This window comes from Paenibacillus sp. MBLB1832 (assembly GCF_032271945.1).
Taxonomy (GTDB): Bacteria; Bacillota; Bacilli; order Paenibacillales; family NBRC-103111; genus Paenibacillus_E; species Paenibacillus_E roseopurpureus.
In genome coordinates, this window is the sequence record NZ_CP130319.1 from 1,793,603 (window position 1) to 1,810,104 (window position 16,502).

Here is a 16,502-nt window from a genome sequence, read left to right on the forward strand (position 1 = left end):
GTAACTAAAATTGTTTGAATAGTGTAATTGGCAACCAAATTACGATTCTGTTCTAAATACATATGCATTCTAAGTCCATATACTAGGAGAAGAGAAAGGCAATATACACTACAAGAAGAAAGAGGCTATGACATATGGGTATAAAAATAGGTGTATTAGGTACAGGAATGTTTTCGAAGTCGTTTATTCCCTTATTTAAGGTTCATCCAGCTGTTGATAAAGTTGTACTTGCTGACATCGATACTGAGCGGTTGGGCGAGGTCGCTCATAAATTCGGGATATCGGAAACTTATTCTTCCTTAGATGACCTCTGCGGAAGTGATGTAGATGCTATCGCTATATTTACTCAGAGGCACCTACATGCATCTCATACACTGCAAGCACTTCGTGCGGGCAAGCATGTATACTGTGCCGTACCTATGGCTCATTCGCTTGAGGATGTTAACGCAATTGTAAATGAAGTGACCAGTAGCGGACTTATTTATATGTCAGGAGAGACTAGCTATTATTATCCAAGTACCATTTACTGCCGTAATCGCTTTGCAAAAGGCGAGTTTGGTGATTTCGTCTATGGTGAAGCGCAGTATTTACATGATATGTCCCATGGATTCTACGAAGCCTTCCAGCATTCTGGCGGCAGTGACTGGAAGAAGGTAGCTGGTTTTCCGCCAATGTATTATCCAACACACTCTGTCAGTATGATCTTGTCTGTTACCGGAGCTAAGGCAACTCACGTATCATGTCTAGGTTATCGGGAACGGCATGAGGACGGTATCTTCCGTGAAGAGGGCAACCAGTGGAGCAATCCATTCAGTAACGAAACAGCATTGGTTAGAACCTCAGACGGCGGAATGGCTAGGTTCAATGAGTTTCGCCGTGTAGGCTGGGCAGGTAAAAACTGCGTCTATATGAGCATGTTTGGCACACAAGGGAGCTACGAAGAAAATGGAGATTCCCAGATCTGGACGTCGATTCAACATGGGGACATTCAGAATCTACAAGAGCAGTTGCATAGCAACGATTATGTGAACCAGGATGTGGATATTACCATACCTGTAAGCCTGCGTCGTGACTTTGAAAGTGGTCTAAGCAAGATTCATCCGATAGGACGTTTACCTGAAGAATTCGTAGGCATGCCGAACGGGCATTTCGGATCTCATCAATTTCTGGCAGATGACTTTGTTAAAGCTATTTCACAATATAAGCTGCCACCAATTCATGTTTGGCATGCAGCGAAGTTCTGCGTACCTGGAATCGTTGCACATGAATCTGCGCTTCGTAACGGCGAGATGCTGTCGGTTCCTGATTTTGGCGAGCCCAAAGCCAATTGGAGCCATCTAGAGTAAAGAAAGTGAAGCTCATTCCAGTGATGGAGAAGGGCTTCGCTTTCTTTTATGTGATTTATTAATCGCCTAACAAACTGAAATGAATATCACATTGTTTCTATTTCCCTAGGCTGAACAAAGTTTACAAATATACGTGATCCAGCTTGGTTACCACCGGGCATCATTTTATTAAAATGTTCAAAAATTACTCTGACGTGCCCTATCAAAAGTATAGGGCCTAAATACCATACAACGTATCATATTCTGAAATTTTCGTAGGTTTTCCATTGCGACATTTCGCTGACGGGTTTCTGATCGGTATGTGGATTAGAAGTTATCCACTCTTCTTTTTGAGCCAATAGGGATTGCCATAATGTTTCTATGGGTGAATAAGTTAGTCTGGAAAGTAGTGGTAAATGTGCAACCTCCCTGTTCAGTTCCTCTGCTTTACGGCAAACTGTTTCCAAGCAGGCATGCATAATCTGCTCCCCCTCTAGGGTTGTTGCATCGTGTGCATCAACGCCAACAGCGAATTTACCGCCAGAGCCAGCCTCTTGCTCGAATAGATGGAGGGGCAAATTAACGAGATCAGGGCGTAAGTATTTAAGCTGTGAGATTTCATATTTACCCGCATGATCACCGATGTACTGTCCAGCTACAAGTTCCGGATCACTGACAACCCATATCCGTACAGGGGATATTTGCATGAACAGCTCGGCGGCTCTCCGTAAATCAACCTGATTACCACCACTGTGCCCAGAGATGACGATAATAGCTTTAAAGCCACTATTAACGAATGCGCGAAGCTGGTAGAGAAAGAAATGCAGCACCACATGTGGCGGCATGCTGGTCATATGCGGATTTGTTTCCCCAATAACGTCCTCCAACCAACGAGCATGGTAGCCCGTTTCATGAATATGATAGCTTTGGGAAGGTGCCACAACACCTCCAACGCGGCTTGCAGCCATTGTACAGAGCCATTCAGCCTTAATTGTATCCAGTCCGAATGCACTGATCTGACCATGCGGTTCACATATGCCCAGAGGCAGATAGACAACTGGGCATTCTTTGATTTTTTGTTTTATTTCATAGGGGAACATCTCAGACCACAGTACTTTACCCATCATCCTACCAGAACTTGGTGTCATAAAAATTGCGCACCCATCTATGATATTTACGAATCTCCTCAAAAATCTCATCTGGTAGTGGTGCTTTGTTCAGTGCCGCTATATTTTGATTGGCATATACCGGAATATGCATAGACACGAGTGCAGATGTAACAGCAGGGTGATGGAGCACGAATTTAAGTGCCAATTCTGCTAGATTGTTTGCATAATCTGGAATAAACTTACGGAGCCTATTTACTCTTTCGATGTACATCTGTCTTGGTACATAGTCAAAATATGACTTGCGATAGTCAGAATCATCAAAGCTCGTGTCTTCTGTCAGGAAACCGGTCAAACCACCTTCATCCATGACGCATCTAGCTAGAAAGGCAACCTCATGCTCCTCACAAAACGGCAGTAAGCAATCAAGCGGCAGCGGGTCAAAAATGTTAAAGACAGTTTGCACGGCGTCAATAGCTCCGCTGCGGACAATGGATAGCGCAATATCATGACGTTGATCGGGAAGCGAAATGCCAATATATCGGATTTTTCCTTCTTCCTTCAAGCGGAGAAGCTCTTCCATCCAATAATCGGCTTTATCCCACTGCGGCCAATACTGATGCAGCTGCATTAAATCAATGACATCAACACCCAATTCTTTTAGAGAAATCTCCGTACATTTGCGTATCCAACCTTGGGGATATGCGGATTCGATCGGGATATGAGTGCCCCAGCCAACGGACCCTGGTCCGAGCGACTCTACTTTGGAAGCAAGAAAAGGCCTTTCTCCGTTCCATGCCTTCAGCGCTTTTCCAAGGATATGTTCGGAATTACCGTAAGCGCGTGCTGTGTCAATGAAATTAACACCTTGCTCTAGACAGTTAAGTACACTCCTAATTAAATCATTCTCATCATGGGCACCGAATGAGCCGCCTAGCCCCATTGCGCCAAAACCTAGTCGAGATACTTGATCTAAATCTGATCGAAAGCGATTATATTTCATGCTAAGTCCTCCTCAAATTTGTTGATCGAAATATCAAAGTCCCACACGTTGCTGCTAAAAGGTGCAACCGTCTTGACTTTGTTCATTACATTCGCATGTACACGTCATCCAGATAGCCAGTAGATGGCTCTAGGTCTAGTACACCGACGGAACCCGCAGGTAGATCTCCCTCAAACCAATACTTTTCCGCATGTTCACCAAGATTTGCTTCGAGTACGGATAAATCAACCTTAAGGGAACCAACTATTGCAAGGGGATAGGATGATCGTCCTTAAGCAGACGAAGTCAAACGACTCTTATGTGAATACTGATATTGCACAGAGTCCAATCTCGTTGGAACAAGCAGTTTCATACCTGGATGAACATTAAGCAGATTGTGTGCACACCAAAGATAACAAAATGGAAAAGGAGTGGGATTATGTACTTCATATTGAGATTGTAGTGTAAGCCGCATAACTTATAGGTTTTAGCGAATTGATAGGGAACGTTCACACCATGCACCCACATTCGAACGCTGTCACCTCGAAGTTCGAAAGACCAAATTCCATCAGAATAATGCGCCAGACAGGGGACGAGGCTGAGCTATTTCAGGATCAAGCCCAACAATATATGTGTCGGTGTGATGGCTGTGTGGCTCCAGCGCCAAGGTGTTGCTGGACGCATGACCATGAGGACGCAAGTTGGTAGATAACCGCATTCATCCAAGGCGTTTTGAAAGCTGTACCGTGACCACACTCATACCAGCGTGAATCACCAGGTGAGGAGTAGAGTATGCCGTAAATGTAGCTCGAAGACGTTCTGATCCTATAAGACTATAATCTCTTTTATGGTCTGTAGCGGCTGGCCCTCATTATTATTTCCTCCAATCAAGTTTTACATTTAAAAACGCTTACACTTATAATTATAGAGAGGGAATCAACAGTTGTATTTAGACGATATCCACAATGTGGTTGCCAAAATCGTGGTCTTTACTAGAATATTATTATAAAATGATAACGAAAGGAGGATGCCGTCTATGCCGAAAAAACCGCTTTTCTATTTAAGCCCAACTGATACGCTCAGTGAGCTTAACGACACGTATTTTCCGCCTTATATTACTTTGGCCCATACATTCAATGCGCCTGCTGGTTGGGGAATTTATAACCGTGTCCTCAAGCAATTTCAGCTTCAGTATGTCATAAACGGCAGTGCGAAATGTACCATTGAAAGCATGCCTTTTCTAACGAAAAGATGAATTTGGGTGGTCTCAATGCATAACTCCTTTGTCATTCTTGGATACTTCAAAAAACGTTAAAATGTCTTTAAGGACTGAAAGATTGATTCTGAGGCAATGTCTGATATTTTAATTTCGGAGTATCTTAATAAGAAGTAAGCCTGACGTAGTCGAATTTCATGCAGTAAATCCTAGAGCGACTTTCCAGTAATATGCCGGATGAGAACTCACTCATTGTGACAGATGTCTTCACATCATTTTTGCAATCGTGAATAAATCGTAATATTGGACACCAAATTATAGGTTTGGACTAAATACGAGTTAACCATTCATTAATACAATAAGAATTAAGGCCGTTACAACAGCCGTTTTATCGTAATTTTAATTCACTGAGTATTTCGGAGTTTCACAGTTTTACACTGTGCGTCAGGCGAAGGTCGCGTAAAAACCTGTTCAGCAAGCCCTAATTAAACGATTTATGATTGGCTAAGGATGGAGATGATAGCATGAGGAAACATCTAAAATACGTCTATCTGACAGAATGGTCGATCTATTATAAGTTGGTAGGATCGCTTTTAATGGTAATTGTACCTATTCTTTTAGTTGGCTTATATATCAATCAGTTCAGTGAAGCGAAAGTGAGAAGCGAGATAGGACAAAGCATAGCTTCTAAAGTACATTTTTATATCGAGTCACTCCAATCGGAGATAGAAAATTTGAACAGGCTGAAAACTGAATTCATTAATGATGATGATCTGCAAACTCTAAGTGTGGTTCCTGAGACTTATAATGTTTTCGAAAAGCAAAAAGCGATTTTGAATGTGATTAGTAAACTGAATTTCTTCGAAACCTCCAGTCCATACATTGAAAATATTAAAATTTTTATTCCAAAACTTGGACGAAGCATTATTGCCAATAGCCTTGAGGATACGATATCCGATGAGGAGTTAAGGGTTATCAATGAAGCAGCTCAAAGTGGGGCGAGGCTTACCGTTTGGAATAACCATCTTTTACTCAGTGAAATTTATCCTCCCATGCTTCAGGCATCCGACCCGCAGTTATTCGTAATGGAGCTTCTGCTTTCCAATTCAGCAATTAAACAAACCTTAGCAAGTATAACCAATTCGGATAAAGGAGGAGCGCTGTTATATCAACCGACTACTCGATGGCTCGTCTCGGATGGGAAAAATCCTAAACTGCAGCAAAGTCTAAAGGAATATCTGAAGAATGAATCACTCGTGGATAATACCATTAAACCGACACGGGTAAAAATTAATGGCAATCAGTATATAGTTAGTATGGAGCATTCACCTCTGTTGGACCTGGCCCTAGTTGTTTATGAACCTGAGGACTGGATACTGGGGCCTCTGGAAGCGTACAAAAAGTGGTTCTGGCTCTTGTCCCTGCTATCTGCGTTTTTAATTTCCTTGTTTGCCTATTGGAACTTCAGACAAATCCATACACCCTTGAAACGTCTTGTAATCGCCTTTCGCAAGGTTGAAAACGGCGATTTTACAATAAACATTCAACATCTTTATAACGACGAATTCAACTATTTATACAAGCAATTTAATCTAATGGTAGGCCAAATTAATATTCTGATTAGTGAGGTATATGAACAGAAGATTCTTTCGCAGAAGTCCGAATTGAAGCAGCTTCAATCGCAGATCAATCCGCATTTTCTCTATAACAGCTATTATGTGCTTTATAGGCTTGCGGAACGTGAGGAGACGGAAAAGGTAAAAGATTACACGAAACATCTCGGTGATTACTTTCGCTTTATCACACGCAGCGGTTCAGACGAGATAACGCTTGAAGAGGAAATGGCTCATGCCAAGGCTTATATTAACATCCAGTCTGTGAGGTTTTCTTCGAGAATTGATGTACTAATAGAAGAAATACCTCAAGATGGAGACAGCCGGCATATCATACTGCCGAGGTTGATCCTCCAGCCTATATTAGAGAATGCGTACCATCATGGATTGGAGCATAAAATGCACGGGGGTAAGTTAACAATCTCCTTTTCCATTACCCAAGGGATATTCACCATATTCATTCAGGATAATGGAGACGACTTAAATGAGGAGTCTTTATTGCAATTACAACAGCAGCTGCAGTCGGAAAAGACGTTTGAAACTACAGGAATGGTCAATGTTCACCGCCGTTTGCAGCTTAAATTCGGAAAAGCACATGGTTTAACCTTAAGCAGAGGCTCTATGGGCGGGTTGTGTATACAAATATCAATTCCGGTTGGTATGGAAAGGGCGGGATAAATAATTGAACATATATCGAACCTTGATAGTGGATGACGAGCCGCTGTTTGTAAACGGGCTGGCAGAGGCATTAGAGGATGCCGAGGAGTTGAATCTGGAGATGTATCGTGCATATTCTTCCGATGAGGCATTGAACTGGCTCAATCGTACCAAAATTGATATCGTCGTTTCTGATATTAGAATGCCTAGAATGAATGGTCTGGATTTGCAGTTGGAAATTAAGCGGCAATGGCCAAGTTGTAAAGTTATTTTTCTCACTGGTTATGATGATTTTAATTATGCGCAGCAAGCGCTTAGGCATGGAGCCCTGGACTTTGTGCTCAAGACTGAAGGTGACCAGGTGCTAATGGAAAAAGTAAAGCAAGCTATTCAAATTATTGAATTGGATCGTGCTCAAGAGCAGTTTATGGCTAAAGCACGGGAACAATTACATCAGTCTAAAGCTGCTGTGCAAAAGGAATATATTAAGGATATTCTCTTGGGTGACAAAATGGTAATAAAGGTACGCCAACAGCAGTTTAAAGAGCTGCAACTGGATTTAGACGGTGAGGAGCAAGTATTGCTGGTACTCGGCAAAGTGGATAAATGGCTGGAATCCTCTCAACGTACGGACCGCGCCTTATACCAATTTGCCATACAGAATATTGCCGAGGAATATCTCACCAAATCCGCAAAATTAATGTCCATACAATTGGACAGCACTAGATTTGTCTGGATTATTCAACCCAAGCAGCCTGATTTGGAGCGTACCCAACAGCAAATCCGGTTTGTTCAAGGTACTTTTGAAGAAATCCAATTAACATGCGGCAATTTATTGAGTCTGAAAATCTCATTTGCCATTGCAAACCAATATGTTGAATGGGAGCAGCTGCATCAGCAATTCGAATCCTTGCAAATACTATTGAATCAACGAATGGGTTTGGAACAAGAGCTGCTTTTGATTAACTATCAAACGTCTGATCAAATAGAGAGGATAGAGACGCATAACCCAAGTAGCCAAATTAAGAAATGGATAGGTTTTTTGCAATTTGCCTTTGAGAACAATAAAAGCGAGGCCTTTTTTCAAACTTTTCATGAAATAATGGCTGTCTCCCAGCAGCCAAATGTAAATATCAATCTGTTAAAAGCTGAAATATATTTATCAATGGGAAGCTTGTATTTGTCCAATATACAACAATGGAATCTTCAGGAGGAAATTGGAAGCCGCATGGATTTGACGAAGTTAACACGTTTGGATCAATTCGCCCAATGGTCAGAAATTATTGAGTATTACGCGCTGCTGGCCGAGCTTATCTTCCAATTGCGTTTTAGCGGCTGGCAGGAGCAAGGGCATAAATTGGTAGAAAGCTTGAAGCATTACATAGAAGACCATATTGCTGATGATCTCTCATTAACCCGACTTGGTGAGGTAGTTTCTCATAATCCAGCCTATCTATCACGGCTATATAAACAATTGACAGGGGAGGGGCTTTCTGAGACCATTTCAGAAGCGCGCATGAAGCAGACTAAGCGCATGTTGATGGATCCCCATATTAAAATCTATGAGATACCGGCTGCTGTTGGTTTGGATTCATTGAAATATTTTCGTAAATGGTTTAAAAAGGAGACGAATATGACTCCACAAGAATATCGGGACTCTTTGCCACTTGACCGTTAAACATCTGACCATATTTCAAAGCAAATGAGGGATGGAAATGAAAAAAAGTTGGCTTGCTTGTTTAATGTTATTCACTTCATTGACAGCAGCTATACCAGGCTCTGCAACGAATAATAAAGCAGCTGTTACACCTAAAAGCACAAGTGATCCAAGACCCTCGGTCAATATGACTGCAAATACAGCTTCCTTAGGCAAATATGATCCTCCTATAGTGCTCAATTCAGCAGCCAGTGTTGTTTCGTTTACTCAATTTATAAAAGGCGAGGATATTCAAAATAATGACTGGATCAGAGAATATGAGAATGTGCTAGGCATTAAAGTAAAGTATCTCTTCATTGCAAAAGGAGACGGTGAGCCTTCACCCTATAAACAGAAACTGAATGTCAGCATTGCTTCTAATGAGCTTCCGGATATGTTTGTAGCAGACCCTCAACAGATAACACTGTTGGCAAAGGGGAACAAGCTTGCGGATCTCACTGAGGCTTACAATCAGTATGCCTCACCGCAGTTAAAGGAAATTTATAACCGGGATCAAGGACTTGCTTTAAAATCGGCTACTATTAACGGAAAACTCCAGGGAATACCTGTGCTGCAAGCAGGTGACCTTAACTTTATGCAGATGGTTTGGGTTAGAATGGATTGGCTTAAAAAGCTGCATTTATCAGAACCTCAAACTATGCAGGATTTGATAGAAATTGCAAAAGCTTTTACGAGATTGGATCCAGATGGTAATGGTAAGGCAGATACCATTGGAATTGCTTTGACCAAGGATTTTTATGGTACGAGGATCGGTGTCGAGGGCTTCTTTCAAGGTTATCACGCCTACCCCCAGCTATGGGTAAAAGACGCATCCGGGAAGTTGAATTACGGAAGCATTATGCCTGAGGCTAAGAACGCCTTGGCTAAATTACAGGAGCTTTATAGGGAAGGACTAATTGATCAGGAGTATGGACTCAAAGATGCAAAAAGCATAGAGGAAGCTATTGCACAGAATAAAGTAGGCATTCTATATGGAGTAAACCACCTGGTTTATTTTCCGATAGCCAAAGGCACTTTAAGCAATCTGGAGATGGATTGGAAGCCATTCCCCCTGCTGTCGGCAGATGATAAACGTGCTATTCCAGGTACTAACTTTTCCATAAATAAATACTTGTTGGTTAGGAAGGAATATATGCATCCGGAAGCCTTGATTAAAATGTTGAATTTGTATTATGAGAAATACGAATCCAAAGATATTGATGTTCACCATAAATTTATCCTGGATTTTGATCCGAATGTAGGTCTTCCTACTGTCTCAAAAAATGAATGGGCGGCAACAATGGGTGCGATTCCCACTAATTTTGATATTTATGTTGCTGCCCATCTCAAAGAAGCATTGGAAAATAAGGATCCTTCCAAGCTGGGCGTAGATGAAAAGGACTACTACGATGGCATTCAGAGGTATCTTGCAGGTGACCGGACACAATATGCAACCTATAAGCAAAGGGGAATAGTCGATTCATCGTATAATGTGCTTAGGGAATATTTTCAAAAAGGGTATATGCCGGCAGAATTTTATGGCTCGCCTACCCCTGCAATGCTCGAAAAGGAAGCCTATCTGAAGAAACTAGAAAAAGAGGAGTTCTCGAAGATCATTATGGGAGTCGCTCCAATTGATCAATTTAATAGCTTTGTGGAAAAATGGAAAAAACTAGGAGGTGACCAAATAACCAAAGAAGTGAATGATTGGAAGGCACTTCAGAAATGAAAATCCATTAAATAAATACTTGTAATACTGCACCCTCCGTATAAGGCTGGGTGCTTTTTTGTTGTTTTTGTGCTGCAGATCAAGTAGTAGATAAAAGCTCCCCAAAGTAGAAATTACACCCGTTACGAATCGGCAAGGTTTCAAGTAATCTTAGTACTAAGCTTACCGAGAACAATTACTTTACTGAGAGAGGGATCTGCCGTATGATTTCGAATCCAACGCTTGAACATGCCCCCCCGCTATTAAATAAACAGAAAAAAATAAATAGAAATTGGTTATATGGCTATTTATTTATATTGCCGACCTTTGGAGCTTATTTGCTTTTCTCATTAATACCGACATTAGCGGTATTTGTACTGAGTCTGTTCAGATGGGACTTTGTCAACAATCCATCCTTTGTCGGCGTTCAGAATTTTAACCGACTTTTCCATGATCCCTTATTTATCAAATCGTTAGGAATTACATTCTCTTATGTCTTGTATAACGTACCGCTCCAATATCTTCTTTCCTTAATTATCGTACTGGCATTGAGTCGACCCTTGCGGGGGGTAAAGGCTTTCCGTGTTATTTATCTGGTGCCGTGGGTTACAACCCCTGTTGCGATTTCAATTGTATGGAAATGGGTGCTTAGTCCTACTACTGGTGTGATGAATTACCTGCTGGGGAAAATGGGTATGGATCGTGTGGATTGGTTCTCCTCCGCTATGGCAATGAAATCGGTGTTAATGGTAAACATTTGGCAACATACCGGATTCTCTACCTTAATCATGCTTGTAGGTATCCAGAGTATACCTAAGATGTTCTATGAATCGGCAAAAATTGATGGAGCTTCTGTCACTCGGGTATTCTGGCACATTACATTGCCGCTATTGAAGCCAACACTCTTGTTTCTTTTTATAACTGGGATTATAGGATCCTTCCAGATTTTTGACGCTGTCTATACCATAACAAATGGCGGTCCGGGAGACAGTACCTCTGTACTCTATTTTCTAATTTACAAGCAGGCTTTTAACTTCCTAGATATGGGCTATGCATCCGCCATGTCTGTCATTCTCTTTTTGATCTTGATGATCATTACATTGCTGCAATTTACCGTATTTCGCAATACCACATACGATCTATCCTAGGAGGTGAGAAAGCAAATGAAAAAAGTATTGGATTATGGCCTGACTTACATGCTATTAATATTTTTCGCTGTCATATCATTGTTTCCCTTTTATTGGATGCTTATTACATCGTTAAAAGACCGCAAGCGTGCTTTCGTATATCCGCCGGAATGGATTCCCGATCAAATCCTCCTAAGCAACTTTTCAAAGGTTTGGAACAAAATTGATTTTGCCACTTATATGTCGAATACGCTTTTTGTAACCGTCATTCTGGTAGCAGGTCAGTTAATGTTCTGTGCAATGGCTGCTTACGGGTTTTCGCGAATGACTTTCCCAGGTCGTGATTTTATCTTCGTACTGCTGCTGGGCAGTATGATGATTCCGCAAATTGTGACCATGATTCCGCTGTATATTCTAATGAAATCTCTAGGCTGGATTGACACGTACAAAGCACTCATTATTCCGGGAATGTTCGGTAATGCTTTTGGGGTTTTCATGCTGAGACAGTTTTTTCTTGGTGTTCCTAAAGAATTTGAAGACGCTGCACGGATAGACGGTGCTGGCATTGTCCGGACTTTCGTGACTATCATTCTTCCCATGGCGAAATCAGCTTTAGTTACCCTAGGCGTGCTGACATTTGTTCAATCCTGGAACAATTTTCAATGGCCGCTTATCATTATAAATTCACCGGAGAAGCAAGTCATAAGCGTGGCATTGGCCAGCCTGCAAGGTCAATTCACAGCGGACATGACGGGAATGATGGCTGGCGCCTTGATTACCTTGGCTCCGATTCTAATCATCTTCATCGTCGCTCAGAAGTATTTTGTCCAATCCATCCAGATGAGCGGTTTCAAGTGAAATTTGAAATCTCTCTGGAAATAAAATTAACTAAGGGGATTAAAAAATGAGGAAAAATGGATCAACTGCAGCATTAGCCTTGCTTCTTATCCTGTTCGTCATTCTGACGGGATGTTCCACGAAGAGTAAGGAGCCGACAGAATCAGCGGCAGCAAACACGGTTTCCAGCAGTCAAGAAAGCAGCAAGCCAACGAAATCGACAGAAAATGTGGAACTGCGCTATATGATGTGGGACCAGAACCAGGAGCCTGCCTACAGACAAGCATTGGATATCTTCACGAAGAAAAATCCCAACATCAAAGTTAAAATCGAGGTTGTAGCATGGGCAGACTATTGGAAGAAATTAAAAACACAAGCTGCCGGAGAAGTTGTTCCCGATTTGTTCTGGACCTATGTAGGGCCTATTCCAGATCTTGCCGAGAAGAATTTGCTTTATGACATGACTGCATTAGCCAAAGATGTGGACATGACCAAGTATAACAATACGTTAGTCAAGAATTTGCAATATAAAGGGAAAACCTATGGACTTCCTAAGGATTGGGATTCGCTGGCATTATTCTACAACAAGGATTTGCTCAAAAAAGCTGGATATGATCAAGTGCCTTCTGATTTAGCTTGGAACCCTAAGGATGGCGGTACCTTCCTCCAATTTCTCCAGAAGCTCACGCTGGATAAGAACGGCAAGCATCCGAACGAAAGCGGCTTTGATCCAAAGAATATTAAACAATATGGTTTCGCAGTAGAAACCTCGCCGCAAATGATCGTTTCTTATCTTGTTGGTAATGGAGGCAAGATTCAAGGTGAGGATGGATCCCTGGTCATTGACAGTCCTGAAGCAATGGAAGCCATAAAGTTTCTCCATGATCTAGTGTTCAAGTATCATGTTGCGCCAACAGCTTCGGAATTGACCGCGACAGCCGCAGAAGCGATGTTCAATTCACAAAGAATGGCGTTATGGATGACAGGTCCGTGGATGATGAAGCCGTTGAAAGCAAATGCGCCATTCGCATGGGGAATTACAGCAAATCCTGCAGGCCCTAAAGGCCAAGTTACGCGAATCAACGGACTTACTGACAGCATATATGCTAATACAAAACATCCGGAAGAAGCCTTGGCTGTTGCCAAATTCCTAGCTGGAAAAGAGACACAAGATATTCTGGGAGACACAGGAACGGTATTCCCTGCTTATAAGGATTCAATTAATAAGTTTGTTGATTTCTATAAAACACAGAAGCTGGATACCAGCCCGTTTGTCGAAGCCATGAACCATATCACGGTTGGGGACCCATCCTCTGCTAAATGGGATTTAGTTATGGATGAATGGACCAAGAATATATCACTTGCCTTTAACGGAGAGCTGGATATTGATAAAGCGATTAAAACGATTGTAGAAAAAGGAAACAAAGCGCAAGCCAAATAACATGTGCATGTGGGGGGATATTCACCTCCCACATGCAATTTTCAACATTATAGGAGGATTTATACATGGGCTTTAAAGTAGGTATAGTGGGTGCAGGGCAATTCTCCAAATGCTTTATTCCGTTGTTTCAGGCTCATCCATTCGTGGATGAGGTGGTTCTTGCCGATATACATCCGGAACGGTGTAATAAATATGCAGCTGCTTTTGGCTTGGAGCGCACGTTTTCTTCGCTGGATGAGCTCTTGCTAAGTGATGTGGATGCGGTAGCCATTTTTACTCAGCGCCACCTCCATGGGGAGCATACATTGAAAGCGTTAAAGGCAGGCAAGCACGTCTACTGCGCAGTACCAATGGCTCAATCACAGGAGGAGATCTCCCTTATACTGGAGGAGATTAAACGTTCCAGACTTATTTATATGACCGGAGAAACAAGCTATTATTATCCGAGCACAGTCCTTTGCAGAGACAGATATAATGCGGGGCATTTAGGCAAATTTGTATATGGTGAAGCGCAATATCTGCACGATATGCTTCATGGGTTTTATGATGCCTTTAAACATTCCGGCGGGGCTGACTGGAAAAAGGTTGCAGGGATACCTCCGATGTATTATCCAACCCATTCGGCAAGCATGATCCTTTCCGTAACCGGAGCTAAGTCAACACATGTGTCATGCTTAGGGTTCGTTGACCAGCATGAGGATGGCATATTTAAAAAAGGCGGCAACCTCTGGGACAATCCCTTCAGCAATCAAAGCGCTCTTGTCCGTACATCGGATGGCGGAATAATGCGGTTGAATGAATTTCGTCGTGTTGGTTGGGGTGGTAAAAACAGTGTGTATATGAGTATGTTTGGCACGAGTGGCAGTTACGAAGAGCATGCCGGTGGATCAGCGTGGTCCAATTTAAAATGGGGAGAGGTGGAGAATCTGACCCCCGAACTCCAGTGCAAGGATCAGTATGTGCAGTTAAGTGAAGGCGAAAGCACACATCACGTGCTTGAGCATGATTTTAATGCCTCGCTTGCCAAGGTCCATCACAGTTATCGCCTCCCTGATTCGTTTGAGGGCATGCCTAATGGCCACCATGGTTCACATCAATTCCTGGTAGATGATTTCATGAAAGCCGTCAGAACCAATAAACTTCCTCCTAACCATGCATGGAGAGCAGCAGATTATATGATGCCGGGCTTAATTGCCCATGAGTCCTCGCTACGGAATGGCGAGATGCTTGAGGTGCCTGATCATGGCGAAGCGCCTTCGGGCTGGGATTTGTTGGATCCGGATAGTTTTGTGGCTTATCCATATTAAATGGTCTGCAATCCCACTACTTTAAGCAATACATGGCTTAAGAAGCACATGAAAACTGGTGGGGTTGAGCAGTAATTGCTCGGCTTAGATTTCCGAGTACGATCAAACTAGCTTCCCGCAATTGCACACTTAAACAGTCTGCGATTCTAGGTATGTAGCTATTTTCAATGGATGAATTATTTCAAACGAGTCAAATTATCTCAGTGAACAGTTGTCTGACAGAATCCACCTACCATAGGAATGATTGTGGATAGTGAGTTAAATCTGATTCACGATAGCACGCTGTTCGTCAACACAGCCAAAGTTGACAAAATTGACAACTCCGTCTTAAATCGTAATCGTAGTAAGAAAGCCGAACTTTTAGCACGCGTAATTGACCACAGGACCGGTCGCTTTACCAAAGGTTTTACGATGCTGACACTCGATTGGTCGGATGGTTTTAGCTTTGCTCCAATTAACTTTATCATGCTTTCTTCAGCTAAGCTTGCAAACCGAATTTGTACGATTATAGCTATAAAAGATGGATTTAATTATAAGGGGGGAGCCATGAGAGTGGTTCCCCTACTTTATTAACTTGCTTGTTGTCCACAACCTTGAAAAATTCGACAATACCGGAGAAGATTTGGAAGATTTAATCTCCATTGGGACAATCGGTTTGATCAATATCATGAGTTTGATAAGGTGAAGTGGTAAGGTAAACATCTTAAGGTCGACAGGTCGGTGAATCGCAGACTTCATTCATTTGGCATCAAATAATGGAGGCGAAGACAATGACAGCCTTAATTCAAATTGAGCATGTGAGTAAGTTTTACTATATGGGCGGCGAAACGATTCGTGCGTTGGATGACATTTCGCTGCATATTGCGCAAGGTGAGTTTGTTGCTATTATGGGGCCTTCGGGCTCCGGAAAGTCCACGCTGATGAATATCATCGGCTGTTTGGACGTTTCGGATGAAGGCTTCTATGTGCTCGACGGCAAGCAGATTCATTCGTTAAAGGATTCACAATTGGCTGAGATACGGAATCGGAAGATCGGGTTTGTATTCCAGAGCTTCAACTTGCTGCCGAGATTAAGTGCCTATGAGAATGAAGAGCTACCATTGATCTATCGTGGATTATCGAGAAAAGAACAAGAGTCACTCGTTTTGCAAGCTTTGGAAGCCGTGGATTTGTTGGATTGGAGGAAGCATATGCCTTCGGAGTTATCCGGAGGGCAGCAGCAACGCGTTGCGATTGCGCGCACATTGGCAGGCGATCCGCCGATTATTTTGGCGGATGAGCCAACGGGAGCGTTGGATTCAAAGACAGGTGTGGATATCATGGATATTATCCGACGGTTAAATGAGCATGGGCGGACGATTATTGTGATTACGTAGATCGGCAGGTAGCAGAGCACGCGAGGCGGATAGTACGGTTTCGGGATGGGCGGTTGTTGCATTGAATGCGATTTTAAGTACACGAAAATGGAATTTAGTGCCCTACGAGAA

11 protein-coding genes and 3 pseudogenes are annotated in these 16,502 nt (G+C 42.4%); 12 read left to right on the top strand and 2 right to left on the bottom strand.

Annotated elements, in window-relative coordinates; all coding sequences use genetic code 11:
• The first annotated feature begins 134 nt into the window (after window positions 1-134).
• Window positions 135-1,346: a Gfo/Idh/MocA family protein gene (locus MJB10_RS07985; RefSeq protein ID WP_314803271.1), complete on the top strand. Its 1,212-nt coding sequence runs from the start codon at window positions 135-137 to the stop codon at window positions 1,344-1,346.
• A gap of 236 nt (window positions 1,347-1,582) precedes the next feature.
• On the opposite strand, the gene MJB10_RS07990 is transcribed toward MJB10_RS07985, so the two are convergent.
• Together MJB10_RS07990 and MJB10_RS07995 are read right to left on the bottom strand one after the other, a co-directional pair.
• Window positions 1,583-2,473 (bottom strand): creatininase family protein, encoded by an 891-nt coding sequence (locus tag MJB10_RS07990; RefSeq protein ID WP_314803273.1) that lies wholly within the window; start codon window positions 2,471-2,473, stop codon window positions 1,583-1,585.
• Entirely contained in the window at window positions 2,454-3,434 is a 981-nt protein-coding gene (locus MJB10_RS07995; protein WP_314803275.1) for an aldo/keto reductase, read from the bottom strand. The genes MJB10_RS07990 and MJB10_RS07995 overlap by 20 nt, the downstream gene beginning before the upstream one ends.
• A gap of 1,015 nt (window positions 3,435-4,449) precedes the next feature.
• Here MJB10_RS07995 and MJB10_RS08000 point away from each other — a divergent pair.
• From MJB10_RS08000 to MJB10_RS08050, 11 genes and pseudogenes are all read left to right on the top strand, one after another.
• Entirely contained in the window at window positions 4,450-4,668 is a 219-nt protein-coding gene (locus MJB10_RS08000) for a hypothetical protein (protein WP_314803277.1), read from the top strand.
• Window positions 4,669-5,153: 485 nt separating this feature from the next.
• Entirely contained in the window at window positions 5,154-6,920 is a 1,767-nt protein-coding gene (locus MJB10_RS08005; protein WP_314803279.1) for a sensor histidine kinase, read from the top strand.
• Between the two features lie 28 nt (window positions 6,921-6,948).
• Window positions 6,949-8,577 carry a response regulator transcription factor gene (locus tag MJB10_RS08010; RefSeq protein WP_314803281.1) on the top strand — a complete coding sequence of 543 codons (1,629 nt, stop codon included), beginning with the start codon at window positions 6,949-6,951 and terminating at the stop codon, window positions 8,575-8,577.
• 37 nt (window positions 8,578-8,614) lie between these two features.
• Window positions 8,615-10,324 carry an extracellular solute-binding protein gene (locus MJB10_RS08015; RefSeq protein WP_314803283.1) on the top strand — a complete coding sequence of 570 codons (1,710 nt, stop codon included), beginning with the start codon at window positions 8,615-8,617 and terminating at the stop codon, window positions 10,322-10,324.
• Between the two features lie 203 nt (window positions 10,325-10,527).
• The gene (locus MJB10_RS08020) at window positions 10,528-11,451 is read left to right on the top strand and encodes a carbohydrate ABC transporter permease (protein ID WP_314803285.1); all 924 of its coding nucleotides are present in this window, start codon (window positions 10,528-10,530) and stop codon (window positions 11,449-11,451) included.
• Window positions 11,452-11,466: 15 nt separating this feature from the next.
• On the top strand, window positions 11,467-12,288 hold the full coding sequence (locus MJB10_RS08025; RefSeq protein WP_314803286.1) for a carbohydrate ABC transporter permease: 822 nt from the start codon (window positions 11,467-11,469) through the stop codon (window positions 12,286-12,288).
• A 46-nt stretch (window positions 12,289-12,334) separates the two neighbouring features.
• On the top strand, window positions 12,335-13,708 hold the full coding sequence (locus tag MJB10_RS08030; RefSeq protein ID WP_314803288.1) for an ABC transporter substrate-binding protein: 1,374 nt from the start codon (window positions 12,335-12,337) through the stop codon (window positions 13,706-13,708).
• Between the two features lie 65 nt (window positions 13,709-13,773).
• Window positions 13,774-15,015: a Gfo/Idh/MocA family protein gene (locus MJB10_RS08035; RefSeq protein ID WP_314803290.1), complete on the top strand. Its 1,242-nt coding sequence runs from the start codon at window positions 13,774-13,776 to the stop codon at window positions 15,013-15,015.
• A 312-nt stretch (window positions 15,016-15,327) separates the two neighbouring features.
• Window positions 15,328-15,516, top strand: a pseudogene (locus tag MJB10_RS08040) (IS4 family transposase); the annotation flags it as partial.
• A 67-nt stretch (window positions 15,517-15,583) separates the two neighbouring features.
• Window positions 15,584-15,676: pseudogene (locus MJB10_RS08045) on the top strand (RNA polymerase subunit sigma); the annotation flags it as partial.
• A 109-nt stretch (window positions 15,677-15,785) separates the two neighbouring features.
• Window positions 15,786-16,456: pseudogene (locus tag MJB10_RS08050) on the top strand (ABC transporter ATP-binding protein).
• Window positions 16,457-16,502 lie beyond the last annotated feature (46 nt).

Coding starts and splice junctions, on each gene's coding strand:
- MJB10_RS08000 (WP_314803277.1), top strand. CDS start 4,450: ATGCCGAAAAAACCGCTTTTCTATTTAAGCCCAACTGATACGCTCAGT.
- MJB10_RS07990 (WP_314803273.1), bottom strand. CDS start 2,473: ATGACACCAAGTTCTGGTAGGATGATGGGTAAAGTACTGTGGTCTGAG.
- MJB10_RS08015 (WP_314803283.1), top strand. CDS start 8,615: ATGAAAAAAAGTTGGCTTGCTTGTTTAATGTTATTCACTTCATTGACA.
- MJB10_RS07985 (WP_314803271.1), top strand. CDS start 135: ATGGGTATAAAAATAGGTGTATTAGGTACAGGAATGTTTTCGAAGTCG.
- MJB10_RS08025 (WP_314803286.1), top strand. CDS start 11,467: ATGAAAAAAGTATTGGATTATGGCCTGACTTACATGCTATTAATATTT.
- MJB10_RS08005 (WP_314803279.1), top strand. CDS start 5,154: ATGAGGAAACATCTAAAATACGTCTATCTGACAGAATGGTCGATCTAT.
- MJB10_RS08030 (WP_314803288.1), top strand. CDS start 12,335: ATGAGGAAAAATGGATCAACTGCAGCATTAGCCTTGCTTCTTATCCTG.
- MJB10_RS08020 (WP_314803285.1), top strand. CDS start 10,528: ATGATTTCGAATCCAACGCTTGAACATGCCCCCCCGCTATTAAATAAA.
- MJB10_RS08035 (WP_314803290.1), top strand. CDS start 13,774: ATGGGCTTTAAAGTAGGTATAGTGGGTGCAGGGCAATTCTCCAAATGC.
- MJB10_RS07995 (WP_314803275.1), bottom strand. CDS start 3,434: ATGAAATATAATCGCTTTCGATCAGATTTAGATCAAGTATCTCGACTA.